This is a genomic window from Pseudoduganella violacea (assembly GCF_014191875.1).
GTDB classification, from domain to species: Bacteria; Pseudomonadota; Gammaproteobacteria; order Burkholderiales; family Burkholderiaceae_D; genus Rugamonas; species Rugamonas violacea_A.
In genome coordinates this window covers 449,305-474,102 of the sequence record NZ_JACHXD010000002.1, presented here as the reverse complement: position 1 = coordinate 474,102, position 24,798 = coordinate 449,305, and the positions used below count along the sequence as shown (strand labels likewise).

The following is a 24,798-nucleotide window of genomic DNA, read 5'->3' as shown; positions in this document are numbered from 1 at the left end:
GGCTCTCCGCTTCATTATTACAGAATGTTACGGAGGCCGGGAAACCGGAAAAGAATCGGGCGTCCCCTGCGCCCGGTGTTGGTAAAATAGCTTTTTGTCTCAGTCTCTCGAAACCCTATGCGCACCGACAGCCCTCAGACGATCTTCCGTAAAGACTATACCCCTCCTAGTTACTTGGTAGAAACTGTTGAACTAGGTTTCGACCTCGATCCGGCCCGCACCATCGTGGCCAACCGCGTCACCTTGCGTCACAACCCCGACAGCAAGAGCCGCGACCTGGTCCTGCACGGCGAGGAAATCGAGCTGGTGGCGCTGCGCATGAACGGCACGCTGCTGGCGCCGGGCCAGTACCTGTTGGGCGCCAATACGCTGACCATCCGCAAGGCGCCGCTCAATGTGGTGCTGGAAATCGAAACCCTGTGCGCGCCGGACCAGAACACCACGCTGTCCGGCCTGTACGTGTCGAACGGCAGCTTCTATACCCAGTGCGAGGCGGAAGGCTTCCGCCGCATCACCTATTTCCCCGACCGTCCCGACGTGATGGCCAAATACACGGTGATGCTGCGCGCGAACAAGGAACAGTTCCCGGTGCTGCTCTCCAACGGCAATCTGGTGGAAGAGGGCGAGCTGGGCGACGGCCGCCATTACGCCAAATGGGAAGACCCGTTCAAGAAACCGTCCTATCTGTTTGCCCTGGTGGCGGCGCGCCTGGTCTGCCAGGAAGAGCGCTACACCCTGCAGTCGGGCCGCGAAGTGCTGCTGCAGGTGTGGGTGGAAGAGGGCAATCTGGACAAGACCGACTACGCCATGCAGTCGCTGAAGAACTCGATCCGCTGGGACGAGGAACGCTGGAACCTGGAGCTGGACCTGGACCGCTTCATGATCGTGGCGGTGAGCGACTTCAATATGGGCGCGATGGAAAACAAGGGTCTGAACATCTTCAACACCAAGTATGTGCTGGCCAATCCGCGCGTGGCGACCGATATCGACTATGCCGGCATCGAAGCGGTGGTGGGCCACGAATACTTCCACAACTGGACCGGCAACCGCGTCACCTGCCGCGACTGGTTCCAGCTGTCGCTGAAGGAAGGCTTGACCGTCTTCCGCGACCAGGAATTCTCGGCCGATATGATCGGCACCGACACCGGCCGCGCCGTGACCCGCATCGACCAGGTGCGCACGCTGCGCCAGGCCCAGTTCCCGGAAGACGCGGGGCCGATGGCGCACCCGGTGCGGCCCGACTCCTTCGTCGAGATCAATAATTTCTACACCGTCACCGTGTATGAAAAGGGCGCCGAAGTGGTGCGCATGTACCAGACCCTGCTGGGCCGCGACGGCTTCCGCAAAGGCATGGACCTTTACTTCCAGCGCCACGACGGCCAGGCGGTGCAATGCGACGACTTCCGCGCCGCCATGGCCGACGCCAACGGCCGCGATCTGAAGCAGTTCGAACGCTGGTATAGCCAGGCCGGCACGCCCGTTGTGACGGCGCGCACGCGTTACGATGCCGCCGCCCATGCCTACGAAATCACCCTGAGCCAGCGCTGCCCCGCCACGCCCGGCCAGGCCGACAAGCTGCCCTTCCACATCCCCGTCGCCGTCGGCCTGCTCGACGCCCACGGCAAAGACCTGCCGCTGACGCTGGAAGCCCCTTCCAGTCGAGCCCGTGTCCACCATGGGGTCAGACCCCAATCGGACACAAGCTCGACTGGAAATACGAGCCGAGTTCGTGTCCGAACGGGGTCTGACCCCACGGTGGGCGGGACGGCCGACCCGACGGACTCGGCAGTGACGACGCTGGTGCTGGAGTTGACGGAGGCGGAGCAGACCTTCCGTTTCACCGGTGTGAAAGAAGCGCCGACGCCGTCCATCCTGCGCGATTTCTCGGCGCCGGTGGTGCTGGAATGCGATTACAGCGACGACCAGCTGCTGCACCTGTTCAAATTCGACAGCGATCCGGTGAACCGCTGGGAAGCGGGCCAGCGCCTGGCGCTGGAGCGCCTGCTGAAGCTGGTGCCGGCGGCAGCCGCCGGCCAGCGCCTGGAACTGGACGATACCTTCATCGCCGCCCAGCGCGCCGTGCTGACGGATACCGCGCTGGACGCCGCCTTCCGCGAGCAGGCCCTGATCCTGCCGTCGGAAACGGTGATCGCCGAGCATATGGAGGTGGTCGACCCGCAAGCCATCCACACCGCGCGCCAGTTCATGCGCCGCACCCTCGGCACCGTGCTGCGCAACGAGCTGCTGGCCGTGTACGCGGCCAACCAGACGCCGGGCGCCTACAGCCCCGACGCCGCCTCGGCCGGCAAGCGCGCGCTGAAGAATCTGGCGCTGTCTTACCTGATGGTGGCGCCCGACCAGACCGCGCTGCGCCTGGCGCAGCAGCAGTTCGACGCCGCCGGCAATATGACCGACCGCGCCGCCGCACTGAGTGCGCTGATCCACAGCGGCGCCGACGCCGGCAAGTACCTGGACCGCTTCTATCAGGACTTCCTCAACGAAGCCCTGGTGGTGGACAAATGGTTCGGCATGCAGGCCACCGCGCCGCATGCCGACGTGGCGGCCGTGCGCGAGCTGATGAAGCATCCGGCCTTCACGCTGAAAAATCCGAACCGCGCGCGCAGCCTGATTTTCAGCTTCTGCAACGGCAATCCGAGCCAGTTCCACGCGGCCGACGGCAGCGCCTACGATTTCTGGGCCGAGCATGTGATCAAGCTCGATGCGCTCAACCCGCAGGTGGCGGCGCGTCTGGCGCGCAGCATGGACCGCTGGCGCCGCTACGCGCCCGAGCTGCAAGTGCATATGCGGCGCGCGCTGGAACAGGTGGCCGGCACGTCGCCCCTGTCGAACGATGTGATGGAAGTGGTCAGCAAGGCCTTGGCGAATTAAGAGAGCGCCATATCAAGAATTTAAAACCAAAAGGAAGTTTCATGAAACGTATCAGCCTTACTCAATATCTGGTCGAAGAACAGCGCCAGCACCACAGCATTCCGGCCGAACTGCGGCTGCTGATCGAAGTGGTGGCGCGCGCCTGCAAGACCATCAGCCACTCGGTGGGCAAGGGCGCCCTGGGCGACGTGCTCGGCGCGCTGGAATCGGAAAACGTGCAAGGCGAGGTGCAGAAAAAGCTCGACGTGATCTCCAACGAGATCCTGCTGGAAGCGAATGAGTGGGGCGGCCACCTGGCGGCCATGGCGTCGGAGGAGATGGAATCGATCCACCCGATCCCGAACCGCTATCCGAAGGGCGAATACATGCTGCTGTTCGATCCACTGGACGGCTCCTCCAATATCGACGTCAACGTCTCGATCGGCACCATCTTCTCGGTGCTGCGCGCGCCGGAAGGCATGGCCGATCCGAGCGAGCAGGACTTCATGCAGGCCGGCAGCAAGCAGGTCGCCGCCGGCTACGCCGTGTACGGCCCGCAGACCATGCTGGTGCTCACCACCGGCAATGGCGTGAACTGCTTCACGCTGGACCGCGAGATGGGTTCCTGGGTGCTGACCCAGCGCAATATGCAGATCCCGGCCAAGACCAAGGAATTCGCCATCAATATGTCGAACCAGCGCCACTGGCATCCGCCGGTCAAGCGCTATGTGGACGAGCTGCTGGCCGGCGCCACCGGCCCGCGCGGCACCGATTTCAATATGCGCTGGATCGCCTCGATGGTGGCCGACGTGCACCGCATCCTGAACCGCGGCGGCATCTTCATGTATCCGGCCGACCTGCGCGATACGTCCAAGCCGGGCAAGCTGCGCCTGATGTATGAAGCCAATCCGATGGCCTTCATCGTGGAGCAGGCGGGCGGCATGGCCACCGACGGCAAGCACCGCATCCTCGACATCCAGCCCGAGAAGCTGCACCAGCGCGTGCCGGTCTTCCTCGGTTCGCGCGATGAAGTGGCCGTGGTGACGGGCTATCACCACGAATAAACGCTGAATTTGCAATCTAAGCAACAATATTTGCGCGCAACACTAGCAAAACAGCAGAATTGTTTGCTAGAATGAGCGCCTTTGCCGGTGTAGCTCAGTTGGTAGAGCAGCGCATTCGTAATGCGAAGGTCGTAGGTTCGACTCCTATCTCCGGCACCAGAATTTGGCAGTAAAGAAAAAGGTTGCAGGCTTCGGCTTGCAACCTTTTTTTTCGTCCGTGGTCTAACGATTGGTGAAGAGGCAATCCAATATCATGGAGCACATCATGAGTGCCGCAGACTTTGATAGCCACAACTATTCCAAGCGCCTGGTCGCAGTCGGCTTTTCCGCAGAACAGGCCAATCTGCAAGCCGAGGTGACGGGAGAAGTCATGAAGGAAGTGGCTGTGCTTAGCCAAGCCGTGGAAGCCCAGCAGGATAAAGGAAGGGACCAGCGGCAATGGCTGGAGGCGACGGTCAATCAAGCCGTCCGGATCTTGAATGACAAGATTGATCGGGTTGCCAGTGAACTCAACGTGAAAATCGACCGGGTTGCATCGGAGCTGAATGCAAAGATCGACCGCGTTGCGGCGGAGCTGGATGCGAAGATCGACCGCGTTGCGGCGGAACTGGATGCGAAGATCGACTGCGTTGCGACTGAGCTGGATGCAAAGATCGACCGGATTGCCGCGGAGCTGAATGCAAAGATCGAGCAGGTGGCGGCGGAGCTGGATGCGAAGATCGACCGGGTGGCTGCAGAGCTGAATGCAAAGATCGATTGTGTAGCGGCCGAGTTGAGGCAGGAACTCGGCGAAAAGATCGAGGCGGCCAAATGGTCGAACATCCGCTGGACGCTCGCCATCGTCAGCACGGTATGTTCGATACAGACGGGCGTGGTGCTGGCGGTGCTGCGATACGCCCACTGACCCGGCGCAAGGCGTCTGTCGCCGAAGGCGCAGAAAGCGACTTGCATGCCTGCGCTCCGGCGCTGGCGCAGATAAGCGGTGAGGGGGATTTGGCCTCGCCTTCTCCACCGATGCGCTATCATGCGGCGCCGTACCACCTCAACCAATAATAAAACCGCTTGCGCATGAACCGAGCCAGCACTATCGATCGCATTCCCTTGCCGTATTGGCGCGCCGCGCTGGCGGAGGTCAGCCTGCTGCATCCCGAAATCCCGGCGGCCAGCAAGCCGCTGGCGGTTGGCTTTGAGGATGGGGAGTGGCGGGTGCGGCAGGCCGCGCCCAGCGTTGCCGCCTGGACCGCCGCGCAGTTCGCCGCCAGCAAGGCGCGCGCCGATGGCAAGGAAGCGCGGGCCATTCCATTTCTGCTGATTCCGGCCCGGCTCTCCGAGCAGGTGCGCCATGGCGTGAAATGGGGCGCGGGCGATATCCACCTTGGCCGCACGCTGGTCTGCATTCCCTGCCTGCTGGAGCGTTCCGGCGTGCTGCGGCCCGATCCCGAACGCCAACCCTGGATTCCGCGCGACCTGCTGGCGCCGACCATGAAACCGGTCGTTGTCGGCGAGCTGGCCAGCCAGGACCGTTTCATCGGTAGCTTGCCGCTCAAAGCGGCCTCGCTGGGCGACGCGCTGAAGATCGCCTCGGAATTGTTTATGCAGGTGACGGGCGCCGCCTTGCCGCTGTTGCCGGCTGCCGAAGATGGCGCGCCGCTGCCGAAGTTCGCGCTGGAAGGCCATGAGCTGGTGTCGGAGTGGCATGGCTTGCCGTATGAGCCGCCCGTCGTGGCACGCCACCTGATCCGGCTGTATGACCAGATCATCGGCGACCAGCCGGCGCTGCCGCTGCTGGATTGCCTGCGTACCGTGGGCGAACGTCCGGCTGCGCCGCCGCCCACCATCGCCGAGGCGGAGCCGTGGCACGCCAATACCGTTGGCCATATCAACCGTGAACATCCGCTTTCGCCCTCGCAGCGCGAAGCGATGGTGGAGCTGGCGCGGTTGAAAGACGGCGCCATCCTGGCCGTGAATGGCCCGCCCGGCACCGGCAAGACCACGCTGCTGCAAAGCGTGGTGGCCCAGCTGTGGGTGGATGCCGCACTGAATATGGCGCCGACTGCCCCTTGATCCTGGTGGCGTCCACCAACGTCAAGGCGGTGGAGAATGTGCTCGACAGCTTTGCCAAGATCGGCGCGGAGAACGGCCATGAACGCTGGCTGCCGTATCAGGGCGGCTTTGGCCTCTTCCTCGCTTCCGAATCGCGCGAAAGCCACCATCCGACCTGCACGGCATGGAACCATTCCTTCACCGATCACGAGACGCCGGAAGCGGTCGCCCGCGCCGAGCAGTATTACCTGGGCAAGGCCACGGCCCTGTTCCCACAAGAAGATACGGTGGAGGGCGTGAGCGCGGCCCTGCGCCGGACCTTGCAGTACCTCCAGCGCAAAATGCAGGACATCGTGGCGGCGCGCTACGCCGTGTTCAGGGCGGCGGGAGAAGATCCCGGCGAAGGCGCGGAAGTCTCCTGCAAGCGCCTGCTGGCGGAACAGCAGGCGCTGATCGACGCGGCCCAGGCAGCCATCGAAGCGGCGCAGCGCGAACTGCATGCGCAAGAGCAGCAGGCGCGCGTGCTGGAAGGCAGCCATCAGCGCATGCGCGAGGAGATCGACCGCGCCGAGAAGGCCTGGCTGGCCTATCTGGAAAGCACGCCGTGGTGGATGGATTTACTGAGTTTTCTGCCGCCGGTGCTGCGCCGCCGCCAGGCGCGCGACCGCCATTTCCTGCTGTCGAATGCGCTGACGGCCGATCTGCGGCATCGCGACGATGGCCTGGAGCAGCACTTCAAGGCGCTGCGCGAAAGGGCGGCGCGCCACCGATCCCAAGCCCTGCTTGCGCTCAAGGAGCGCCGCGCGGAAGTGGAACATGGGCTGGCCGCGCAAACGCAGCGGCGCGCAGCGGCCCAGCAGGCGCAGGTGAAAATCGACGGCATCTTCCAGCGCTGGCTGGAGGCGCTGCAGGACGGCTACGAAGCCATGCGCGATATGGCGCTGAAGGACTTGAACGACGCCATCGACATCATGATCCGCGCGGTGATGTTCGGACTGGCCGACCGCTACTGGTCGGGCCAGTGGCTGCTGGAAATGCGCCAGCGCCTGATTGCCGGCGAAAGCGATTCCAAGGGGCGCGTCAGGCTGGAGGCCAAATACCGCCGCTTTGCCAAGCTCGCGCCATGCCTGGTGTCGAACTTCCACATGGCGCCAGCCTTCTTCACGGCCTGGCAGGGCCGCGATATGCCGTTCTGGAATACCATCGATCTGCTGATCGTGGACGAGGCGGGCCAGGTTGCGCCGGACGTCGGCGCGTCCATGTTCGCGCTGGCGCGCAAGGCGATGGTGGTGGGCGACACCTATCAGATCGAGCCGGTGTGGAACAATGGCGAAGGTTGCGACCGCGCCAATGCGGTGAAATTCGGCCTGCTGTCCGATGTGGCGGACGCGCGCTACGATGCGATGGAGCAGGGCGGCTACACGCCGGCCAGCGGTAGCCTGATGCGCGTGGCGAACCAGGCTTGCCGCGTGCGGAAATATCGCGATATGCGCGGCCTGATGCTGACCGAACACCGGCGCTGCGTGCCGGAGCTGATCGGCTATTGCAATGAGCTGATTTACGCGGGACGCTTGCAGGCGCTGCGCTCGCGCATTCCGCCGGAGCAGCGCCTGCTGCCGCCGTTCGGCTGGCTGAATGTGGCGGGCCAGGACCGCAAGGCCGGCGCCAGCCGCCAGAATCCCGAGGAGGCGCAGGCGATTGTGGACTGGATCAAGGCCAACCGCGCCGATATCGAACGGCACTATGCCGATGAATCGGGCCAGCCCACGCCTTTGTGGAAGCTGCTGGGCATCGTGACGCCCTTTGCCGCCCAGGCGGCAGCCATACAAAGGCTGCTGCGCAAGGAGACGCCCGATCTGCTGCACAAGTCTGCGCGCCTGACGGTGGGCACCGTGCATGCCTTACAGGGGGCGGAGCGCAGCATCGTCATCTTCTCGCCCACGTATGGCCCATCCTTTACGGGCAGCGCTTTTTACGACCAGAAGCCGAATATGCTGAACGTGGCGGTGTCGCGCGCCAAGGACAGCTTCCTGGTGATCGGGAACGCGGCTTTGTTCGACAAAACGAAGAGCAGCCGGCCTTCGGGACTGTTGGCAAGATATCTATTTCACCCGCAATGGGGAGCACAACTGGCGGGCGCACGAAAAGCAAGACTTGTAGTTTAATATGAGATAGCCGTACCGATAGTGTCCTTTCCTGACCCCAGAGGAGATGCACCATGTACTCGAATCTCTCCATCAAGCGCATCTTCATTGCGCTCTTCATCATCACCGTTGTGCTGGCGGCGCTCACGATGCTATCCCTGCTGCGGGTCTCGGCCAAACAGGCGGAAGCCCGGCAGGCGGCCGATTCGCGCTACCAATCCTATCTCCTGGCCGATGAGCTGAGGCAGAGTTCTGACGATCTGACCCGGCTGGCGCGCACCTACGTGGTGTCGGGAGAGGAGCGCTACGAGCGGCAGTATCTGGATATTCTGGCCATCCGCAATGGCCAGAAGCCGCGCCCCGAGCATTACGAGCGCATTTACTGGGACTTTGCGGCGGCCAATGCGCCTTTGCCGCCGTCTTCCGGCCAGACCGTGTCGCTGCAGGAGCTGATGAAGCGCGCGGGCTTCAGCGACAAGGAGTTCGCCAAGCTGAAGGAGGCGGAGGCGAATTCCAATGAGCTGGTGCGCACCGAGGTGATCGCCATGAACGCGATCAAGGGCCGCTTCGACGATGGCAAGGGCGGCTTCACGCGCAGCGGCGATCCCGATCCGGAAATGGCGCGCCGCATCATGCACGACCAGGCCTACCACCAGAACAAGGCCAAGATCATGCGGCCGGTGAACGACTTTCTCTCCCTGCTGGATGAGCGCACCAGTGCTGAGGTGGCGACGGCCACGGCGGCCTTCGAGAGCGCGCAGGCGCTGGCGGAGTGGCTGCAAGGCTTGTCCGTGCTGGCGTCGGTGGCTTGCCTGCTGTTCGCCTACCGCTATATCCGCAGCGGCTTGCAGCAGGCGGTGGACACGGCCAAGTGCATCGCGGCCGGCGATTTGAGCCACGATATCGACGCCAGCCGCAATGATGAAATCGGCCAGCTGCTGCAGGCCATGCAGCACATCAACCGCAGCCTGGCCGAGATGATCGGCAATATCCGCAGCAGCACCGACCAGATGACGGTCGCCACCAGCGAAATCGCCAGCGGCAACGCCGACCTGTCGGCGCGCACGGAATCGCAGGCCAGTTCGCTGGAGCAGACCGCGAGCGCGATGGAAACCCTGACTGACACAGTGCAGCAGAACGCCAGCAATGCCCAGCAGGCCAACCGGCTGGCGGCCGATGCGGCCAGCGTCGCCGAGCAAGGCGGCAGCGTGGTGTCGCAGGTGGTGTCGACCATGGGCGCGATCCGCGATTCCTCGGCGCGCATCAGCGACATCATCGGCGTCATCGACGGCATCGCGTTCCAGACCAATATTCTGGCGTTGAACGCGGCGGTGGAGGCGGCGCGCGCCGGGGAGCAGGGACGCGGCTTTGCCGTCGTCGCTTCGGAGGTGCGCAATCTGGCGCAGCGCAGCGCGGCGGCGGCGCGGGAAATCAAGGAGCTGATCGGCGCTTCGGTGGCGCGGGTCGAGGAGGGCGGCCGGCTGGTCGATGCGGCGGGCGAGACGATGCAACGCGTCGTGGCCTCGGTGCATAAGGTGGCGGGCATCATGGGCGACATTACCAGCGCGAGCCAGGAACAGAGCAGCGGCATCGGCGAAGTCAATGTGGCCATCAGCCAGATGGACTCCATCACCCAGCAGAACGCGGCCCTGGTCGAACAGGCCGCCGCCGCCGCCGAGAGCCTGCAAGAGCAGGCGCAGGCGCTGGGCAAGGCGGTCAGCATCTTCCGCCTGAAGGGCGGCGCGTTACAGCGCAGCGCTGCGACGGCCCTGGTGCCGCTCCGGGCAGCCAGGGCCAGAGCCTGATTGATGCCGAGGCTTAGAAGCTGGCGATGGCCGCCGGCTGGCCGTTCTTGAAGGTGTAGATGGTGACGGGCGATTGCTTCATATCGCCCTTGCCGTCGAAGGCATAGGTACCGGTCACGCCCTTGTAGCTGTTGGCCGAAATATCGGCGCCGACCTTGGCCGGATCGACCGAACTGGTTTTCTGCATCGAGGCGGCGTACATCTGCACCGCGTCATAGTAGGCGGCGGCGTAGACGTCGGGATCGGCGTTGAAGCGTTTCTTGAACTTGGCCTTGAAAGCGGGACCGGCGGCGGCTTTTTCCAGCAGGGCGCCGCCCTGCACGCACAGCACATTGTCGCCGACGGCCGGGCCGCCCAGCTTGCCCATCTCCGGGGTGCAGATGGTGTCGCCACCGAGCAGCTTGGCGTTGATGCCCAATTGCTTCATCTGGCGCGCCATTGGCGCGCCTTGCGGTGCGTAGCCGCCGAAGAAGATGGCGTCCACCTTCTTGGTTTTCAGCTTGGTCAGGATCGAGGTGAAGTCGAAGGACTTGTCGGTGGTGAATTCGTGTCCGGCCACCGCCAGGCCGGATTGGCGCGCCTGCTTCTTGAATTCCTCGGCCAGGCCTTGGCCGAAGGCGGTGCGGTCGTCGATCACGGCCACGGTTTTCAGTTTCAGCTCATTGGCCGTGTACAGGGCCATCTTGGCGCCCAGCTGGGTGTCGCTGGCGTTCACGCGGAACAGGTTCTTGTAGCCCTGCTGGGTGATCTTGGGATTGGTGGCGACGGTGGAGACCACCATGCCGGCGTCGCTGTAGACGCGCGAGGCGGGCATGGCGACGCCCGAGTTGTACGGGCCGACGACGAACTTCACGCCATTGTCGGCCAGCTTCTGGGCCACGGTGACGCCGGCTTTCGGATCGCCCTGATCGTCCTCGGAGAGCAGTTCGAACTTGAGCTTCTTGCCCGCCACCGTGATGGGCTTGGCGTTCAATTCCTCGACCGCCAGGCGCGCGCCGTTTTCATTGTCCTTGCCGGAGAAGGCTTGGGGGCCGGACAGGGGGCCGGTGTGGCCGATTTTGACCAGCATGTCCTGCGCGCCGGCGCCAGCGGCCATGCCCAGCAGCGCAATCGCGCCCACGGTGTGCTTTAAGTTCATTAGGTCTCCTTCTGATTGGTTGGCTTGCGCTGAATTATCCACGATCCAGTGGAGAGGGCAAGGAAAATGCAGTCGATTCCGAGCTTCGCCGCAGATGCTGGCCGTGCGTCGTTGATTTGCCAGGTAATAATTGCCTTAGCCAGAAAAAAGACTGAAACGCAACTTTATAATGGTCAGGTTTTGCCATTATCGGTCAGTTATTGTCAGAATGAAAAATAATCTTTGCCATAACATTTCCTTGTGAATATAATAAGGCGAAGAGGTTCATGACAGATTTACTTTTACTGGGATGCGGTCCACAACGCACCCATGAATTGCGCTCGATTTTTCGGCAAGCTGGCTATCATGTGATTGAAGTTGATAATGTGGGCGCCTGTTGCCGGCGCTTGCAAGCCGAATTTCGGCAGTCCGGCCATATCTCTTCAGACCAGATAGACCATGCCGTCCCGTCCGCGCCGCCGAAGGGCGTCACGATCCTGGATACCGCGATGCTCAGTGCCAGTTCCGGTCAGCCACAGCTGCTTAGTTGCATCATGGATCTGGCGCGGCAGCTGGCTCCCGGCTGGCGTCTCGGCCTGCGCCATCGCCGCCTGGAGGCGCCAAATGGCGCAGGTGTCGAACTGACAAGCCTGGAGTTTGATTTCATGAAAATCTTTACCATGGTAGAAGTTGGCGAGACGGTTTCGCGCAAAAAAATTGTGCAGACATTTGGCGAGGATTATCTAAGCTATGACCAGAATCGTCTGGATACCATGGTGCGCCGTTTGCGCCAGAAAATAGAAAGCCATCTGGGAATTAAACTTCCGCTCAATACCGTGCGGGTGCGCGGTTTTTCTTTCGATGATGTGCTTATCATCGACCCGTAAATTAAGCAAGGCGGCCTCGGTCAGCAAATGTCATAAGCGCGGGACTTATCTCTTCTATAGTCAAAAGCGGCCAATCCGGCCAGTTTTTCCGACGATAGAAAGGATATTCAATGAAAGAGAGCGCTTTTCTGCTGCTAGGGCGCAGCATCTGCTTAATGGCATGGCCGGCATTGGCCTGTGCCCAATCTGATTCTCTTCCCGCAATGGGAGCGGATTTGACGCGCACTTCGGTGTCCGGCATTTCCTCCGGTGGTTTCATGACATCCCAGCTGGCAACGGCCTACTCCGGCCTGTTCATGGGGGCCGGCGTCATTGCGGCCGGCCCGTACTACTGCGCCGGCACATATGGGGAGCAGTCTCTGCTGGAAAACGCGACGGCGGCCTGCATGTCGCCGTTGGACTCGACCGTAGCCGCCAATGCCGCGGTGTCGTGGCGCAACGCCCAGCGTTTTGCCGCCGCCGGTGATATCGATGCGGTCAGTAACCTGGCCCGCCAGCGCGTCTATATCTTCAGTGGTGCAAACGACCGCACGGTCAAACCCGTGGTGGTCAATGAGGTCGCCAAGTATTACGCCTTGGCGGGGGCCGGCAAGGCGCAAATCCTGTATGCCAATAATATCAATGCGGGCCACTCGATTGTCACGGATCGGGAAGGGGATGTCCCTTGCAGCGAAACCCGCGAGCCTTTCATCAACAACTGCGGTGTGAAGCAGGCGGAAGTGTTGCTGCGCCATATTTATGGCGAGCGCAGCGCGCCGGCGAGCAGCGCTCCCTTGGACGGCAGGTTTATCCGGTTCAAACAAAGCGAATTCATTACCGGTACGCGCAGCAGCATGGACGATGAGGCCTACGCTTATATTCCGCAATCCTGCGAGCAAAATGCCTGCGTTGTCCATGTCGCCTTCCATGGCTGCCTGCAGGGTGCCGGCAGGATCGGTGACCGTTTCTATAAGGGTACGGGCTATAACGAGTTCGCTGACAAGAACAATATGATCGTGCTGTATCCCCAGGCCAAAGCCAGCAACGGCATTCCGTTCAATCCGAAAGGTTGCTGGGACTTCTGGGGCTATTCGGATGAGGACGCGACGCGGCCCGCCTTCTACACCCGTAAAGCGCCGCAGATGGCCGCCGTGGTGGCCATGGTCCGCCGTCTGGGCCAGCCACGCTCGTCCAAACCCTGATTTTTTCCTATGGAGTGATCCTCATGATGTCCCAGAATCTGTTTACCCCATGGCTGGCTTGCTGCACATCAGCCCTGTCCATGCTGAATGAGGCCCGCCAGCAGCTGCCGGCGGGCCAAGCACAGTGCGCCCACTTCCTTAAAACGCTGCTGGATGCCGATAAACAGCGGCAGCAGTTGCAGGCCGAGGCCGTGACCAGCTGGCTGCACCTGCAGGCAGGTTTGCTGCAGCCGCTGTTGAGTGGCTACGGTCCGCGCCAGTGGGCCGAATTCCAGGCGGGATGGTCGGCACAGCAAGAAGAGAGCTGGCAGGCATTTTCCGAACGCGGCGCCATGTATTGCGCTGATCTGCGCAAGACCCAGACCCAGGACGAGGCCACGATGGTCCTGGGCGGCGCCTTGACGGATATGGGCGCGCGACTGAAGGAAGATGCGGAGCAGGCGTTCACTCTGCTGAATTCGGCAAGCGCCGCTGCCGGTATCCTGAGCACCAAGGTGTTGGACCAGCTGATCGGCCGGGTGGCGCCGGCGTCGGCCGAGACGCCTCGCGGCGAGTAAGATCGGGCGGGCTGGCGGCGGATGCTGCGCCGCCAGCCCGCCCTGGCGCATAGACCGGGTCCTGCTTCGCGCAGGACTCGTTTTTTTCGCTCCCCGCCACGCTTAATCCGGCGCGGATGGGGCTTGCACCTCCAGTGGGAGTTCCAGCATTTCAGGCGGCAGGAGACGGCCATAGATACTGCCGAATAAGGTGGCCGCCTGTGTGGCCGCCTGACGGAAGCGCAATTGCAGCGCGGCCCGAATCTGGGCATCCGTGCTGGCCTGGTAGCGCTGTTGCAGGCTCAGCATGCCTTGCAACTGCTCCTGCAAAGGCCGCAGGTGGTCCGCAGTCGCATGGCCACCGACATAGGCACCCTGGCTCATTCCCATCAAGGCCAGCAAGGTGGCCGAGATCTGCAGATGCCCCAGCTGGTCGGCGCCGCTGGCAATCACATAGGCGGCAATCACAAACGTAAACACCAGCATCTGGAATTTATAGATATCGAAGCGCTGTTCGGTCATCAGCATTTCCCGCGCGCGCGCGCGGCGCGCCGGTCCTGCCGGCGGGGCGTTGAACCAGCCCAGTTGCTGCGCATAGGCGTAGCTCTCCGTTTCCAGGGTCTTTTTGAACGATGTGGTGATCTGGGTACTGGCGGCGCCGGCGGTCGAGATGCCGATCAGATAGAGCAGATCGCTGGAAATTTCCTGCAACAAGCCGGTTCGCAGCCACTGGTAGAACAACAGGGTTGCCACAATCAGGGTGAAGACCAGCATCTGTAATTGAGACAAGCTGGCCTGGCCGCTGGCACCGCTGATTTTCCATGGCAGCAGCCGGGTACAGGCGCGCCGCCAGCCAGGCAGCTGTGGCGCGGGGGCGACGGCGGCGGCAATCAGGTAGAACGCCGCCGCGAACAAAAGGGCGGCCAACACGCTGGAACTCTTATTGGAAATCGTCAGCGCCAGTTTGCGCCCGAAATACACTTCGCCGCGCTGGCCCTCGTCGTAATGGAAGGCCGCGATTTTCAGCTGCACGGTCTGATGGCGCTGCCAGAAGCGCCAATTGCCGCGCATCTCCCGCGCATTGGCGAATTCCTCGATGCGCGGTGTGCGGAAGTAAATGCGGGTGCTGGCAATGGCCTGATTCGGGTCGCCCGGGTGGGGACGTTGGGCCACCTCAACATGCTCGACCAGCAGCGGGATGGCCTGGATCTCGCCTTGGCGTTCCAGTTCGAAGTAACCGAGCACGCAGACCTTGTCGAGTTGCTCGGCAAAATTGGGCGTGATGCTGAGATAGCTGACGTTGCCGCTGGCCAGACTCGGTGAGGGCAATTCGATCTTGGCATTGTCCAGCGTGGCGATGGCGGCCGCGATGGGCGCGCGCATCGCTTGCACCCGCTCTGGCGCCGGCAGGCCGCCGGCATGCAGGGGGGAGCAGATCTCGGCCGGCGGCAGACCGGCGGCAGCGGCGGGGATGAGGGACAGACCGCAAGCAAAAATACAAAACCATTGTTTCATGTGTGCACCTGGCTGGTTGAGAAAGGGAACCCGCGGCTGCGGGGATCTGCTCATGCTAGGCAGCGCTGTAGCCGGTGCGGCTGACGCTCTCTGGCAACGCGCCTTGCCAGAATTGGTCAGTCAGGCGGTCGTCGCCGCCACTAAGCTTGCTTGGCCGTCGGACCCCGGTGGCGAATCCTCAACCCTTTTACTGGAAAATCTATGGCTATCCTGACGACTCTGGAAGACATGGTGCGCGCCATTGCCGGCTCCATCATGAATGCGCAGCACATGGTGGAAAAAGCGCAATTGGCGAACATCGCCTCGTTTTTTGACGATCAGCACCGCCCCACGGCCATCGAGGTCGAGCTGCCCGCCATTCACAGCAGCGCCGAACCCGGCGCGCGCTATCGCTACGAAGTGCCCGTGCTGTCGCTGGTGCCGCACAGCTCGCTGATCATCGGCGAGGCCGAAATCGAACTGGATGTGGAACTCGGTCCACTCGAAGAACATGAACGCAGCGGCGTGCACGAAGGCATTCTCGACCAGCTGGGACGCGCCGCGCCCGCGGAGAAAAAGGCTGGCTTGCTGGTCAATCCGGGCAATGGCGGTGTGGCCAACAAAAGTGGGAATGTGGCGCACATCAAGCTGAAGCTGGTTGCTACGGAAAAATCGGAGGGATTGGCCCGTCTGCTCAACGACGTGGTCAAGGCGCAAGGTCCGACCCTGGTGCCGGTACCGAAGGCGGCCCGCCGCTGACCTTTTTCTTGCTACAGGAGGGTGCTATGAGCAGCAATAATTTTCAGATGACCAATATCCGCTTCATCAAGCGCATCGTGGTCGGCAACGACAATCCGCAAAACATGAGGACCGAAGCGGAAGTCCAGGAAGCGATGGACTTGGTAAACCGCTGCCTTTCTTCGACGCCGCGTGGGTATTTGCTGAATGTTGAAAAGAGCTTCGGTTTATACAATATCGGCGAACACCAGATCGTGCTGCAGTATGCGGTCTATCACATCGGCTTCGAGCGCAAGCCGCTTTACCTTGACGACCATGTTGCGGCTTAATCCAGTGACCCAGTACCGGGTCGAGCTGCTGCAACAGCTGCTGCAGCAGGCATATGGCGTGGGCAGTGTCGGCCAGCCAGGCCTGCACCTGCAGACGCTGGAGTTCAGCATTCATGGCTACTGCATCTACCGGCAGTTCGGTTGGGAGCGTATCAAGGAAGCGGCGTTCAGCACCCGCCCACCGCCTTTCTGGCAACGCCTTTTTCAGCGCGCGCCGCTGCTGGAATTGCGCGTCTGCGTCAATCGGGATGGATGCAGCATCGCCATCGGCGCCACCCGGCCCGGCACCAGCCGGAGCCGGGCGAATTGCATCTGGCGTTTGACGCCGGAACTGCAGTGGCAAATCAGCCAGATCGATGACGGCTGCCGGCAGGCACGGTCAGAAACCGGCATATAAAGCCTCTGCCAAGAACCTAATCTAGCCATATCGCAACCGCAAACAGCAAGCGCGGTTGCCGATAACGGTCCACAGCAATGTGGCTTCTTTCGGCTCGCAAGAGCTTCATTTAACAGGAGTAGAAAATGGCTGAAATTATCGATATGGCTTCGCAGTTCAAGGGCCTGCCCATGGGTGATCTGATTGGTGGTCCGCTGTCGGCAGCCTGCGATGCGCAGGTCAAGCTGGCGACGGCGACGGCGGACTTCATCAAGCACGTCGGCTTCCTGCCGCCGACCGATGGCGACAAAGGCGGTGTCGGCGCGACCCGCCTGGCGCACTTTGCATTCACCCGCCCGGTCGCCGATCCCAACGATCCAAGCAAGCAAATCGACCAGGCGGTTTCGCTGGATGTGCCGCTGCTGGCGATCGTCAAGATCCCGAGCCTGTCGGTCACCAAGGTCGACATCACCTTCGACATGGAGGTGAAGTCTTCCTTCGCCTCCAAGGAAACGGAAGACAAGTCCGGAAAATTCTCCGCCGACGTCAAGGCGGGTTGGGGGCCGGTCAGCGTTTCGGTGCACCTGGAAGGTTCGGTCGCCACCCATAAGGAAAATACCCGCAGCTCGGACAATTCGGCGAAATACCACGTCCAGGTGCTGGCCGAGGACAACGGCATGCCGGAAGGCCTGGCGCGCGTGCTCGACATCCTGCAAACCTCGATCCAGCCGCGTGTGGCCGCTCCGGCCGCTCCGGCCACGCACTGATCCGCGTAAGCCGGCGATGCCGCAAATGGACCTGCGGGTCCATTTGCCTCCCGCATATCCCATAGGAGTTTTATGACGACGAACATCATCACGCAGGAGCAGCTGCGCGCGCTGCTGACCGCGAGCGATGCCGAGACGCGTGCCGAAGTCTGGCTGGAACCGCTCAAGCAGTGCATGCATGCAGGTTCGATTACGACGGCAAGGCGGCAGGCGGCCTTTCTGTCCCAGATCTTGCTGGAGTCGGGGCAACTCAAGCATCTGGAAGAAGACCTGGTGTACAAGCATCCCGCCCAGCTGTGCGCCGTCTGGCCCAGGCGCTTTGCCAGCGAGGTGGCGGCCATTCCGTTTTGTAACAACGAGCAGGCACTGGCCAATCTCGTCTACGCGAACCGCATGGGTAATGGCGATGCGGCCAGCGGCGATGGCTGGAAGTACCGCGGGCGTGGCCTGATCCAGCTGACGGGGCGCGAGAACTATGCCCGCTTCTCCGCCGCCACCGGCTTCGACGCGCTCAACAATCCCGACTTTTTGCAGCACCCCGTGGGCGCGGCGCTGTCCGCGGCCTGGTTCTGGCAGGCGAATGGACTGAACGAGCTGGCCGACCTGGCGCTAGGCGCCAAAGCGGACGAGCAGTTCGACCTCATTACGCACCGTATCAACGGCGGTACAACCGCGAAGGACGAACGCCGCGCCCTATGGCGGCGAGCCAAGCGGGTGTTCGATGTCGACGCGACCTAAGCTGGCGCTGGCGCTAGAAAACAATTGACTTTGAAAGGTGAAATCATGGGAAAAAATACCAACGCGATGGAAATAGAGCATGTTCCGACCAAGAACAAATACGAAAAAGTGCAATTTATTTCCTGGGAAGTTCATACCGGTCCCTACATTCATGGACAGGGAGTGGGCTTGTATACTGGTTTGAGAAGCGAGACAAATGATTTACGTACCGACGCCTTGGGGCAGTGTAAGGATATTGATGCGCGCGTCGCTTTCACGGATGAGGCTCTTAAGCTGGCCTTTGCAGGTAGCGATCCTAGTCCCAAGACGCTTAAAGTCTTCATGGCACCGGAATTTCTGTACCGCGGTGCAGGTGGTGCCTATCTGTTCGATTTGCTCGACGGCTGGAAATCGGCGCCTGCAGATCTTGGTCTGCCGCCTCCGTATAACGGTCCCTGGCCCGGCTTGTTTGTAAAACTTCGTAATCTGATCGCCAAGAAGGACTACGAGCATTGGATCGTTGTCTTCGGCACAGCTGTCGGCGCATCGTTTGACACCGTCGACTCCAACGGGATACGCCAGCTGGATCTGGCCAAGGCAAGTGTGGTCTACAATTGTGCATTGGTCCAGCGCGGCGGGGCCACGAAAGAGGAGCGCGAGGATACTCATATCGCGCGCAAACACTTTAAGTCCCCCATCGATTTCTTCAATTGGATTGGGGCTGCGCTGCAGCACGGCGGGAATGTGGAACATTTCGATCCGCGTACAAAGCGTGTGACTGACACCAATGACATGAGCGAAGGAAGTGCTCTCTTCAATTTTGGCTCGGTGGGCGACCGCGATGGAAGGCGTTTGGAATTTGGCATCGAGATCTGTCTTGACCACTGCGCTAGTGCCGTGAGCAACAATTTCGGCCGCATTCGTGCCGCAGGCGAATACGTCAACATTCAGCTGGTGCCATCCGCTGGCATGAATTTGTGGCCTGAATCGGTTCGTCTCCTGCCAGCGAATAAAGCAACTCCGACTTCCTACGCCTTTAACTGCGATGGTTTGAGTCAGCAGATCAACACCGCCGGCAGCCATACCCAGATCTGGAGTCGCGTGGATAGTGGCGCTGCGGCTCAGTTCCACGAACTTGTGAATGCAAACGGCGGCTCGCTTCGCCCCGGTAGACTGCTCCCGATGCTACACCGGGTGCCGACCATACACGGTCTGGTGACAGCCGATCTCTTGTGGAACAACCAAGCGGGTGTCCAGGGCGCGGGCTGCGTGCGCGTTATGGACGCGCTGCCAATTTGATCGATATCTGTAGTCGAAGAGTGGCGGTCCGCATAGCGGGGCGGACCGCTTCATTCGAGAACAGGAGAGTGTATGGAAATGAATCGGGGTATGAACATGAACTTGAATTTACAGAAAGGCGGCGCGTATCGAAGCGGTATCCAGGCGCTGCGCAAGCAGGTGCGAAGCAATGGCAACGTCAGCGGGGCCGTCTGCCGGCGCCTGGCCCCGGTGACGCGGGAGTGGGATTCGGATTTCCTTCACCGACGGCGCTGGCCCGGGCGGATCCTCTGACTGGCCCCACTGGCGCCACCGGTTCAGGTCTCGGACCCGCTTGCGCCGTCTGCCGGCCGGCAGAGGCGCCAGACTCGTTCAAGCGATAGGCGGCGACGGCGGCGGCAGTGGCCGGGTCGCTGGCGATGTCGCGGGCGGAACGTTGCAGATTGGGCGTCGGCTGTGCGGCTGCGCTTGCCGTTGCCGCTGCCCCCGTCGTTCCGGTAGGCGGTGCGGCGGGGGGCCCGGCAACGCTGGAGGGCTGAGCGCTTGCCAGCGAGGCCTGGGCGCGCGCGGCCGCTTCGGCGGCGGCATCGGCGTTGGCCGCGTTGCGGGCGATGATCTGCGCGTCGGCAGCGCCACCCACGGCAGCCTGGCGGTTCGGACTGGTGGTGGGCACGCCCTGGTTGCGCGCGGTGCTGGCTACCGTCTGTTCCTGAGCCTGGACCTGGGTTTGGCGCGTTTGGCTGGCGCGGCGGATTGCCGCCTCGTCATCAGCCTCGGACTGGGCGCGCAGGCGTTCAAGCATGGCTTGCGTATCCTGCTGGCGCTGCAGGACGGTGCCGGCATCGCGCCGGGATTGCTGTTGCTGGTCGCGTTGCTGCGCTTGGCGGGCCTGGCCCTGCATCTCGCGTAATTGCTGTTGCTGCGCAGAGCCGATGGCTGCGGCCTGCTGCAGTTGCGTTGCTTGCTCAAGTGCCTGCCGTTGCACACGCTCCAGATTGAGCTGTTCCTCGATCGTGGCCCGGACCGCGGCCCGGCGTTCAGCCGCGAGACGGTCCGCCAGCGCCGTGGCGGCCGCGTCTTCCTCGCGCGTGCTGGTGAGCTGGCGCACGGCGGTGGCCTGGGCCTCCGCGACGCGCGTTTGCTGGGTTTCGTCGAGCTGGCGGTTCTGCAGCTCGACATTGGCGACTTCGCGCGTAAAGGCCAGGCGCCCTGCTGCCTGCCGTGCTTCTTGTGTCAGCGCTGCGGGATTGGCGGCGTTTGCGGCAAGCCGCGCCGTTTCCAGTCGTTCGGCCTCGAGCTGCGCGGCACGCAACTGGGCCGTGCTCAATTGCGCTGCGGTGGCATTGCCGCTGGTGCGCGCCCCTTCCTGCCGCGCGGCGTCAAGGCCTTGCGCCTCCTGCTGTGCGGCGGCTGTCTGTGCGGCGTTTCTGTCGGCATTGACCCGTGCCACGTCCTGCTGGGCGGCCTCCAGCCTTTGCGCTTGCCGTTGTGCGCCGGCTTGCTGCGTGGCGTCGATGCGGGCTTGCAGGGCGCGCTGTTCGGCGTTGCGGCGCGCATCCTGCGCGCTTTGCGCGGCTGCACTGCCTTGCGCTCTCGCCTGCGCCTCGGCCTGCAAAGCGGCCTCCTGCTCCGCGCGGGCGGCTAGCAGTTGGGCGGCGTTGATGGGTTGATCGGCATCCTGATTCTGCGGTGCGCTTGCCTCGGCCTGCTGCGCAAAGGGTGGCGGGGCGGCGGCCTGCACACCAGCGGTGGCGGCGGTAATGCCGGGTGTGGCAGTGGGTGTGCCGAAGGCGCCCACGTTGCGGCTGGCGTCGAGCGGCGCGTTTTGCGCTACGGCGGCGGGATTGAGATTGGCTCCGATCTGGTCCAGCTGCTGCGCGGCGGAAGCCAGTTGTTCCAGTGTGCCGGCGCGATCCGTTTCAAAGGCGGCGCGCAGGCGCGGACTATCGACGTGCAGCGTCTCCAGCTCCTCGTTCAGTTGCGAGGGCTGCATGGCGAAGCCCAGTTGCGTCAACTGGAGCGGCAGCGCAATCGGTGCATTGCCTTGCGCCGCATTCATGCCTTGCAGGCCTTCATACGCTTGTGCCAGCGCGAAGGCGGTATCGTTCAGCGCACTGAGATCAAGTGCGCCGCTTGCCCCCGCATTTTGTTGCAGCTCGCTTAAACGCTTCTGCGACAGCGCCACCAGCGAGAGGTAGTGCCCGAGCGGCGACAGCTCGGCGCTGGCTGCGGCTGGCGTCGCAAGGGCGGGGGCGGGGACACTGGCCGCCTGCAGGGGATTGATATCGGGCGCGCGGTACACGGCGCCTGGCTCGGCAACGGAGGGAACGGAGAGCATGGACGCACCTGCTTGGGCAAGAAAAACCAGCATGCCAGATTTGGCCGCCGCCTTGTGTGTGCTGGCTAACAGATGGCGGCGATCCGCATGTTTGGTTAGCTGCCGCACGGTAGGCGCGGCGGCACAGGCATATTGTTGATCCCGGCTATTCCAAATGACCATCACGCGAGGACTCCACCATGGAAGACAATATCGAGAAGCAAATTGAGAAGCAGGCCGCCAATCTCGCCAATGCGAGCAACAACACCCGCAACGAACTGCATAGCGTCATCGACAAGGTGGCCGACAAGGTGCCGGCCGCCACCGACCGTCTCAGCACCGGCGCCCACAATAGCGTGGACAAGGTGGCCGACAAGGTCAGCTCCCTGTCCGAAAGGCTGAGCAGCAAGGGTGAGCAGCTGAGCGCAAGCTATAAGCGTCTGGCTGATTCGAGCCACCGCATGGCCGAAACGGGCCGCGGCTATGTGCGCAAAAGCCCGGCCATATCGGTGCTGGTGGCCATGGCCGCCGGCTACGCCGTGTCGAAGCTGATCGGTTCGCGCAAGCATTGATGGCCGCGGCCCTACCGCGGTAAATGGTTTGGGGACGGTTCGCCTCTCAGGAGGCGGCTGTCCTTTTTGTTTTGTTCTCCCGATTTGAGGTCAACCATGGTTACACGCAAGCAGAACGTTTCGCCCACCGATGGTGCCGGCTCCGTGTTGAGCACCATCGCCGGTCCCGCCGGCTCCGCACCGCCCGATACCCTGGGCAGCAACACGCCGCAAGGCGCGGCGCTGCTGGAAAAGGTCCGCAGCGCGGGTACGCTGGCCGAGCAGCAAACCAGCAATGCCAACAAGGCACGCGAGTATGGCGAGGCGGCCCGCGCACCGCAGGCCGGTGCAATGGCCAATCCCGTCAGCGCCTTGGCCACGGCCAGCACGGCCAGCGAAGGCACGGCCTCACCCAAGGTGGGCGACGGCTTGCCGCCGCTGGGCGAAAGCCTGGTGCGCGGCGCGCTCGACCGCGTGCGCGCCGACTCCGGCGGGCGCGCCCTCAGCACCAATCAGGGCGTGCCGGTGGCCGACAACCAGAATTCACTCAAGGCCGGGCTGCGCGGTCCGACGCTGATGGAAGACTTTATCCTGCGCGAGAAAATCACGCATTTCGACCACGAGCGCATTCCCGAACGCGTGGTGCATGCGCGTGGCTCGGCGGCGCACGGCTACTTCGAATGCTACAAGGACTTAAGCACCGTTACGCGTGCCGCGCCCTTTTCCCACGCAGGCAAGCGCACGCCGGTCTTCGTGCGCTTTTCCACGGTGGCCGGCGAGCGCGGCTCCACCGATACGGCGCGCGACGTGCGCGGTTTCGCCGTCAAGTTCTATAGCGACGAAGGCAACTGGGATCTGGTGGGGAACAATATTCCCGTTTTCTTCATCCAGGATGCCATGAAGTTTCCCGACCTGATCCACGCCGTCAAGCCGGAACCGCACAACGGCATGCCGCAGGCAGCCAGCGCCCACGATACTTTCTGGGACTTCGCCTCGCTGATGCCGGAATCGATGCACATGCTGATGTGGGCCATGTCGGACCGCGCCATCCCGCGCAGCTACCGCATGATGCAGGGCTTCGGCGTGCATACCTTCCGCCTGGTGAACGAGGCCGGCGAGAGCGTGTTCGCCAAGTTCCACTGGTCGCCATTGGCCGGCACGCATTCGCTGGTGTGGGACGAGGCGGTACGCATCAGCGGCGCCGATTCCGATTTCCACCGGCGCGACTTGTGGGAGGCCATCGAAGCGGGGGCTTTCCCCGAATACGAATTGAGCCTGCAACTCTTTACCGAAGAGGAGGCGGAACAATTCCCCTTCGACGTACTGGACGCGACCAAGCTGATTCCCGAGGAGCTGGTGCCGCTCACGCCGGTCGGCCGCATGGTCTTGAACCGCAATCCCGACAACTTCTTCGCCGAGACCGAGCAGGTGGCGTTCTGCGCCGCGCATATCATTCCCGGCATTGACTTCAGCAACGATCCGCTGCTGCAGGGACGCATCCATTCCTATGTCGATACGCAGATCAGCCGCCTGGGCGGCCCCAATTTCCACGAGATTCCCATCAACGCGCCGCTGGCCCAGGTGCATAACAACCAGCGCGACGGCATGCACCGGCAAGCCATCCACCGTGGCCGGGTTGCCTACGAACCCAATTCGCTGGGCGGCGGCTGCCCCTTCCAGGCCGGGCGCATGGGCTTCACCAGCTTCCCCCGCTCTGGCGCGGAGGACAAGGTGCGCGGCAAGCCGGAACTGTTCGCCGACCATTATTCGCAGGCGCGCTTGTTCTGGCAAAGCCAGACGCCAGTCGAGCAGGCCCACATCATCGGCGGTTTCCGTTTCGAGCTGACGCGGGTGCAGGTGCCGGCCATCCGCGAACGCATGCTGTCGATGCTGGCCAATGTGGACGAGACGCTGGTGGGCGCGGTGGCCGCCGGATTGGGCATGGCGGTGCCGCCGCCGCAGCCGCTGGCGACGGAGCGGCCCTTGCCCAAGCTGGCGCCATCGCCGGCGCTGTCGCTGACGGCGCGTCCCGGCGAAGCGGGAATCCAGACGCGGCGCGTGGCGCTGCTGGTCGCCCATGGCAGCGATGCGGCCGGCGTACGCGCCATCTATACCGCCCTGTTGGCGCAGGGCGCGGTACCGCGCCTGGTGGGCAGCGGCATGGGCCGGGTCGGCGGCGAGAATGGCGAGGCCGGCGCCCTCGATGTGGAGGTGACGCTGGAGGCGGCGCCGGCGGTGCTGTTCGATGCGGTGGTGGTGCCGGACGGCGCGCAGGCGGCGCAGACGCTGAGCGAGGACGCCAACGCGCTCGAATTCGTGCGTCTGCAATACCGTCACTGCAAGCCGCTGATGGTGGTGGGAACGGGCGCCCTGCTGCTGTCGCGCGCCGGCATTCCGGCGGCGCTGCCCGACGGCACGCCCGACCCAGGCCTGATCGGCACCGAGCGGGCGACCCAGGAGGCGGCGCTGGAAGAGTTCATCGAAGTGCTGGCCGGCCACCGCGTCTGGCAGCGTGAAAGCGATCCGCCGGCCGTGTGAGGCAAAAACGTGCAAGTTGGTGGTATGCTCAGGGCTGATGAGCAATAA

Annotated in this window: 20 protein-coding genes and 1 tRNA gene; 18 read left to right on the top strand and 3 right to left on the bottom strand. The window is 62.9% G+C overall.

The features are described 5' to 3' along the window. Positions 1-117 precede the first annotated feature (117 nt). The 7 genes from pepN to FHS03_RS05135 all read left to right on the top strand — a co-directional run bounded on the left by pepN (position 118) and on the right by FHS03_RS05135 (position 9,924). Positions 118-2,889 (top strand): aminopeptidase N, encoded by a 2,772-nt coding sequence (pepN, locus tag FHS03_RS05165; RefSeq protein WP_183439927.1) that lies wholly within the window; start codon positions 118-120, stop codon positions 2,887-2,889. A gap of 41 nt (positions 2,890-2,930) precedes the next feature. After that, complete coding sequence (locus FHS03_RS05160) at positions 2,931-3,932, top strand: class 1 fructose-bisphosphatase (protein ID WP_050411726.1); 1,002 nt, start codon at positions 2,931-2,933, stop codon at positions 3,930-3,932. 83 nt (positions 3,933-4,015) lie between these two features. After that, a tRNA-Thr gene (locus FHS03_RS05155) sits at positions 4,016-4,091 on the top strand. Positions 4,092-4,197: 106 nt separating this feature from the next. Then, the gene (locus FHS03_RS05150) at positions 4,198-4,836 is read left to right on the top strand and encodes a CCDC90 family protein (RefSeq protein ID WP_183439926.1); all 639 of its coding nucleotides are present in this window, start codon (positions 4,198-4,200) and stop codon (positions 4,834-4,836) included. A 164-nt stretch (positions 4,837-5,000) separates the two neighbouring features. Further along, the gene (locus FHS03_RS28045; protein ID WP_183439925.1) at positions 5,001-5,996 is read left to right on the top strand and encodes an AAA family ATPase; all 996 of its coding nucleotides are present in this window, start codon (positions 5,001-5,003) and stop codon (positions 5,994-5,996) included. Then, entirely contained in the window at positions 5,954-8,140 is a 2,187-nt protein-coding gene (locus tag FHS03_RS28500) for a DEAD/DEAH box helicase (protein ID WP_183439924.1), read from the top strand. The genes FHS03_RS28045 and FHS03_RS28500 overlap by 43 nt, the downstream gene beginning before the upstream one ends. 53 nt (positions 8,141-8,193) lie before the next feature. Next, positions 8,194-9,924, top strand: a complete 1,731-nt coding sequence (locus FHS03_RS05135) for a methyl-accepting chemotaxis protein (RefSeq protein ID WP_183439923.1) — start codon at positions 8,194-8,196, stop codon at positions 9,922-9,924. Positions 9,925-9,937: 13 nt separating this feature from the next. Here FHS03_RS05135 and FHS03_RS05130 read toward each other — a convergent pair whose 3' ends face one another. After that, positions 9,938-11,062, bottom strand: coding sequence for a branched-chain amino acid ABC transporter substrate-binding protein (locus FHS03_RS05130; protein ID WP_183439922.1), 1,125 nt, complete (start codon positions 11,060-11,062; stop codon positions 9,938-9,940). A 266-nt stretch (positions 11,063-11,328) separates the two neighbouring features. On the opposite strand from FHS03_RS05130, the gene FHS03_RS05125 reads away from it, so the two are divergent. The 3 genes from FHS03_RS05125 to FHS03_RS05115 all read left to right on the top strand — a co-directional run bounded on the left by FHS03_RS05125 (position 11,329) and on the right by FHS03_RS05115 (position 13,666). Next, entirely contained in the window at positions 11,329-11,928 is a 600-nt protein-coding gene (locus tag FHS03_RS05125) for a winged helix-turn-helix domain-containing protein (RefSeq protein ID WP_183439921.1), read from the top strand. Between the two features lie 110 nt (positions 11,929-12,038). Next, positions 12,039-13,109 (top strand): extracellular catalytic domain type 2 short-chain-length polyhydroxyalkanoate depolymerase, encoded by a 1,071-nt coding sequence (locus FHS03_RS05120; RefSeq protein ID WP_183439920.1) that lies wholly within the window; start codon positions 12,039-12,041, stop codon positions 13,107-13,109. Positions 13,110-13,132: 23 nt separating this feature from the next. Continuing rightward, a complete protein-coding gene (locus FHS03_RS05115) occupies positions 13,133-13,666 on the top strand; it encodes a hypothetical protein (protein WP_183439919.1) in 534 nt (177 codons plus the stop codon). 102 nt (positions 13,667-13,768) lie between these two features. Here FHS03_RS05115 and FHS03_RS05110 read toward each other — a convergent pair whose 3' ends face one another. Continuing rightward, positions 13,769-15,160: a hypothetical protein gene (locus tag FHS03_RS05110; RefSeq protein WP_183439918.1), complete on the bottom strand. Its 1,392-nt coding sequence runs from the start codon at positions 15,158-15,160 to the stop codon at positions 13,769-13,771. Between the two features lie 201 nt (positions 15,161-15,361). Between FHS03_RS05110 and FHS03_RS05105 the strand changes: the two genes are divergently transcribed. From FHS03_RS05105 to FHS03_RS05080, 6 genes are all read left to right on the top strand, one after another. Further along, complete coding sequence (locus FHS03_RS05105; RefSeq protein ID WP_183439917.1) at positions 15,362-15,898, top strand: DUF2589 domain-containing protein; 537 nt, start codon at positions 15,362-15,364, stop codon at positions 15,896-15,898. A 26-nt stretch (positions 15,899-15,924) separates the two neighbouring features. Next, positions 15,925-16,206: a hypothetical protein gene (locus FHS03_RS05100; RefSeq protein WP_183439916.1), complete on the top strand. Its 282-nt coding sequence runs from the start codon at positions 15,925-15,927 to the stop codon at positions 16,204-16,206. Continuing rightward, positions 16,184-16,603: a hypothetical protein gene (locus tag FHS03_RS05095; RefSeq protein ID WP_183439915.1), complete on the top strand. Its 420-nt coding sequence runs from the start codon at positions 16,184-16,186 to the stop codon at positions 16,601-16,603. The genes FHS03_RS05100 and FHS03_RS05095 overlap by 23 nt, the downstream gene beginning before the upstream one ends. Positions 16,604-16,728: 125 nt before the next feature. Further along, a complete protein-coding gene (locus tag FHS03_RS05090) occupies positions 16,729-17,349 on the top strand; it encodes a DUF2589 domain-containing protein (RefSeq protein WP_183439914.1) in 621 nt (206 codons plus the stop codon). 72 nt (positions 17,350-17,421) lie between these two features. After that, positions 17,422-18,087, top strand: a complete 666-nt coding sequence (locus FHS03_RS05085) for a glycoside hydrolase family 19 protein (protein ID WP_183439913.1) — start codon at positions 17,422-17,424, stop codon at positions 18,085-18,087. Between the two features lie 24 nt (positions 18,088-18,111). Next, positions 18,112-19,365, top strand: a complete 1,254-nt coding sequence (locus tag FHS03_RS05080) for a hypothetical protein (RefSeq protein ID WP_183439912.1) — start codon at positions 18,112-18,114, stop codon at positions 19,363-19,365. Between the two features lie 178 nt (positions 19,366-19,543). Here the strand turns inward: FHS03_RS05080 and FHS03_RS05075 are convergent, their stop codons facing one another. Then, positions 19,544-21,847: a coiled-coil domain-containing protein gene (locus FHS03_RS05075; RefSeq protein WP_183439911.1), complete on the bottom strand. Its 2,304-nt coding sequence runs from the start codon at positions 21,845-21,847 to the stop codon at positions 19,544-19,546. 14 nt (positions 21,848-21,861) lie between these two features. Here FHS03_RS05075 and FHS03_RS05070 point away from each other — a divergent pair, with 14 nt between their 5' ends. After that, a complete protein-coding gene (locus tag FHS03_RS05070; RefSeq protein ID WP_221208044.1) occupies positions 21,862-22,233 on the top strand; it encodes a hypothetical protein in 372 nt (123 codons plus the stop codon). A gap of 96 nt (positions 22,234-22,329) precedes the next feature. Continuing rightward, entirely contained in the window at positions 22,330-24,750 is a 2,421-nt protein-coding gene (locus FHS03_RS05065) for a catalase (RefSeq protein ID WP_183439910.1), read from the top strand. Positions 24,751-24,798 lie beyond the last annotated feature (48 nt).

Bases quoted from the DNA above. Each gene is read 5' to 3' on its own strand.
- pepN (WP_183439927.1), top strand. From the start codon at position 118: ATGCGCACCGACAGCCCTCAGACGATCTTCCGTAAAGACTATACCCCT.
- FHS03_RS05160 (WP_050411726.1), top strand. From the start codon at position 2,931: ATGAAACGTATCAGCCTTACTCAATATCTGGTCGAAGAACAGCGCCAG.
- FHS03_RS05150 (WP_183439926.1), top strand. From the start codon at position 4,198: ATGAGTGCCGCAGACTTTGATAGCCACAACTATTCCAAGCGCCTGGTC.
- FHS03_RS28045 (WP_183439925.1), top strand. From the start codon at position 5,001: ATGAACCGAGCCAGCACTATCGATCGCATTCCCTTGCCGTATTGGCGC.
- FHS03_RS05135 (WP_183439923.1), top strand. From the start codon at position 8,194: ATGTACTCGAATCTCTCCATCAAGCGCATCTTCATTGCGCTCTTCATC.
- FHS03_RS05130 (WP_183439922.1), bottom strand. From the start codon at position 11,062: ATGAACTTAAAGCACACCGTGGGCGCGATTGCGCTGCTGGGCATGGCC.
- FHS03_RS05125 (WP_183439921.1), top strand. From the start codon at position 11,329: ATGACAGATTTACTTTTACTGGGATGCGGTCCACAACGCACCCATGAA.
- FHS03_RS05120 (WP_183439920.1), top strand. From the start codon at position 12,039: ATGAAAGAGAGCGCTTTTCTGCTGCTAGGGCGCAGCATCTGCTTAATG.
- FHS03_RS05115 (WP_183439919.1), top strand. From the start codon at position 13,133: ATGATGTCCCAGAATCTGTTTACCCCATGGCTGGCTTGCTGCACATCA.
- FHS03_RS05110 (WP_183439918.1), bottom strand. From the start codon at position 15,160: ATGAAACAATGGTTTTGTATTTTTGCTTGCGGTCTGTCCCTCATCCCC.
- FHS03_RS05105 (WP_183439917.1), top strand. From the start codon at position 15,362: ATGGCTATCCTGACGACTCTGGAAGACATGGTGCGCGCCATTGCCGGC.
- FHS03_RS05100 (WP_183439916.1), top strand. From the start codon at position 15,925: ATGAGCAGCAATAATTTTCAGATGACCAATATCCGCTTCATCAAGCGC.
- FHS03_RS05090 (WP_183439914.1), top strand. From the start codon at position 16,729: ATGGCTGAAATTATCGATATGGCTTCGCAGTTCAAGGGCCTGCCCATG.
- FHS03_RS05085 (WP_183439913.1), top strand. From the start codon at position 17,422: ATGACGACGAACATCATCACGCAGGAGCAGCTGCGCGCGCTGCTGACC.
- FHS03_RS05070 (WP_221208044.1), top strand. From the start codon at position 21,862: ATGGAAGACAATATCGAGAAGCAAATTGAGAAGCAGGCCGCCAATCTC.
- FHS03_RS05065 (WP_183439910.1), top strand. From the start codon at position 22,330: ATGGTTACACGCAAGCAGAACGTTTCGCCCACCGATGGTGCCGGCTCC.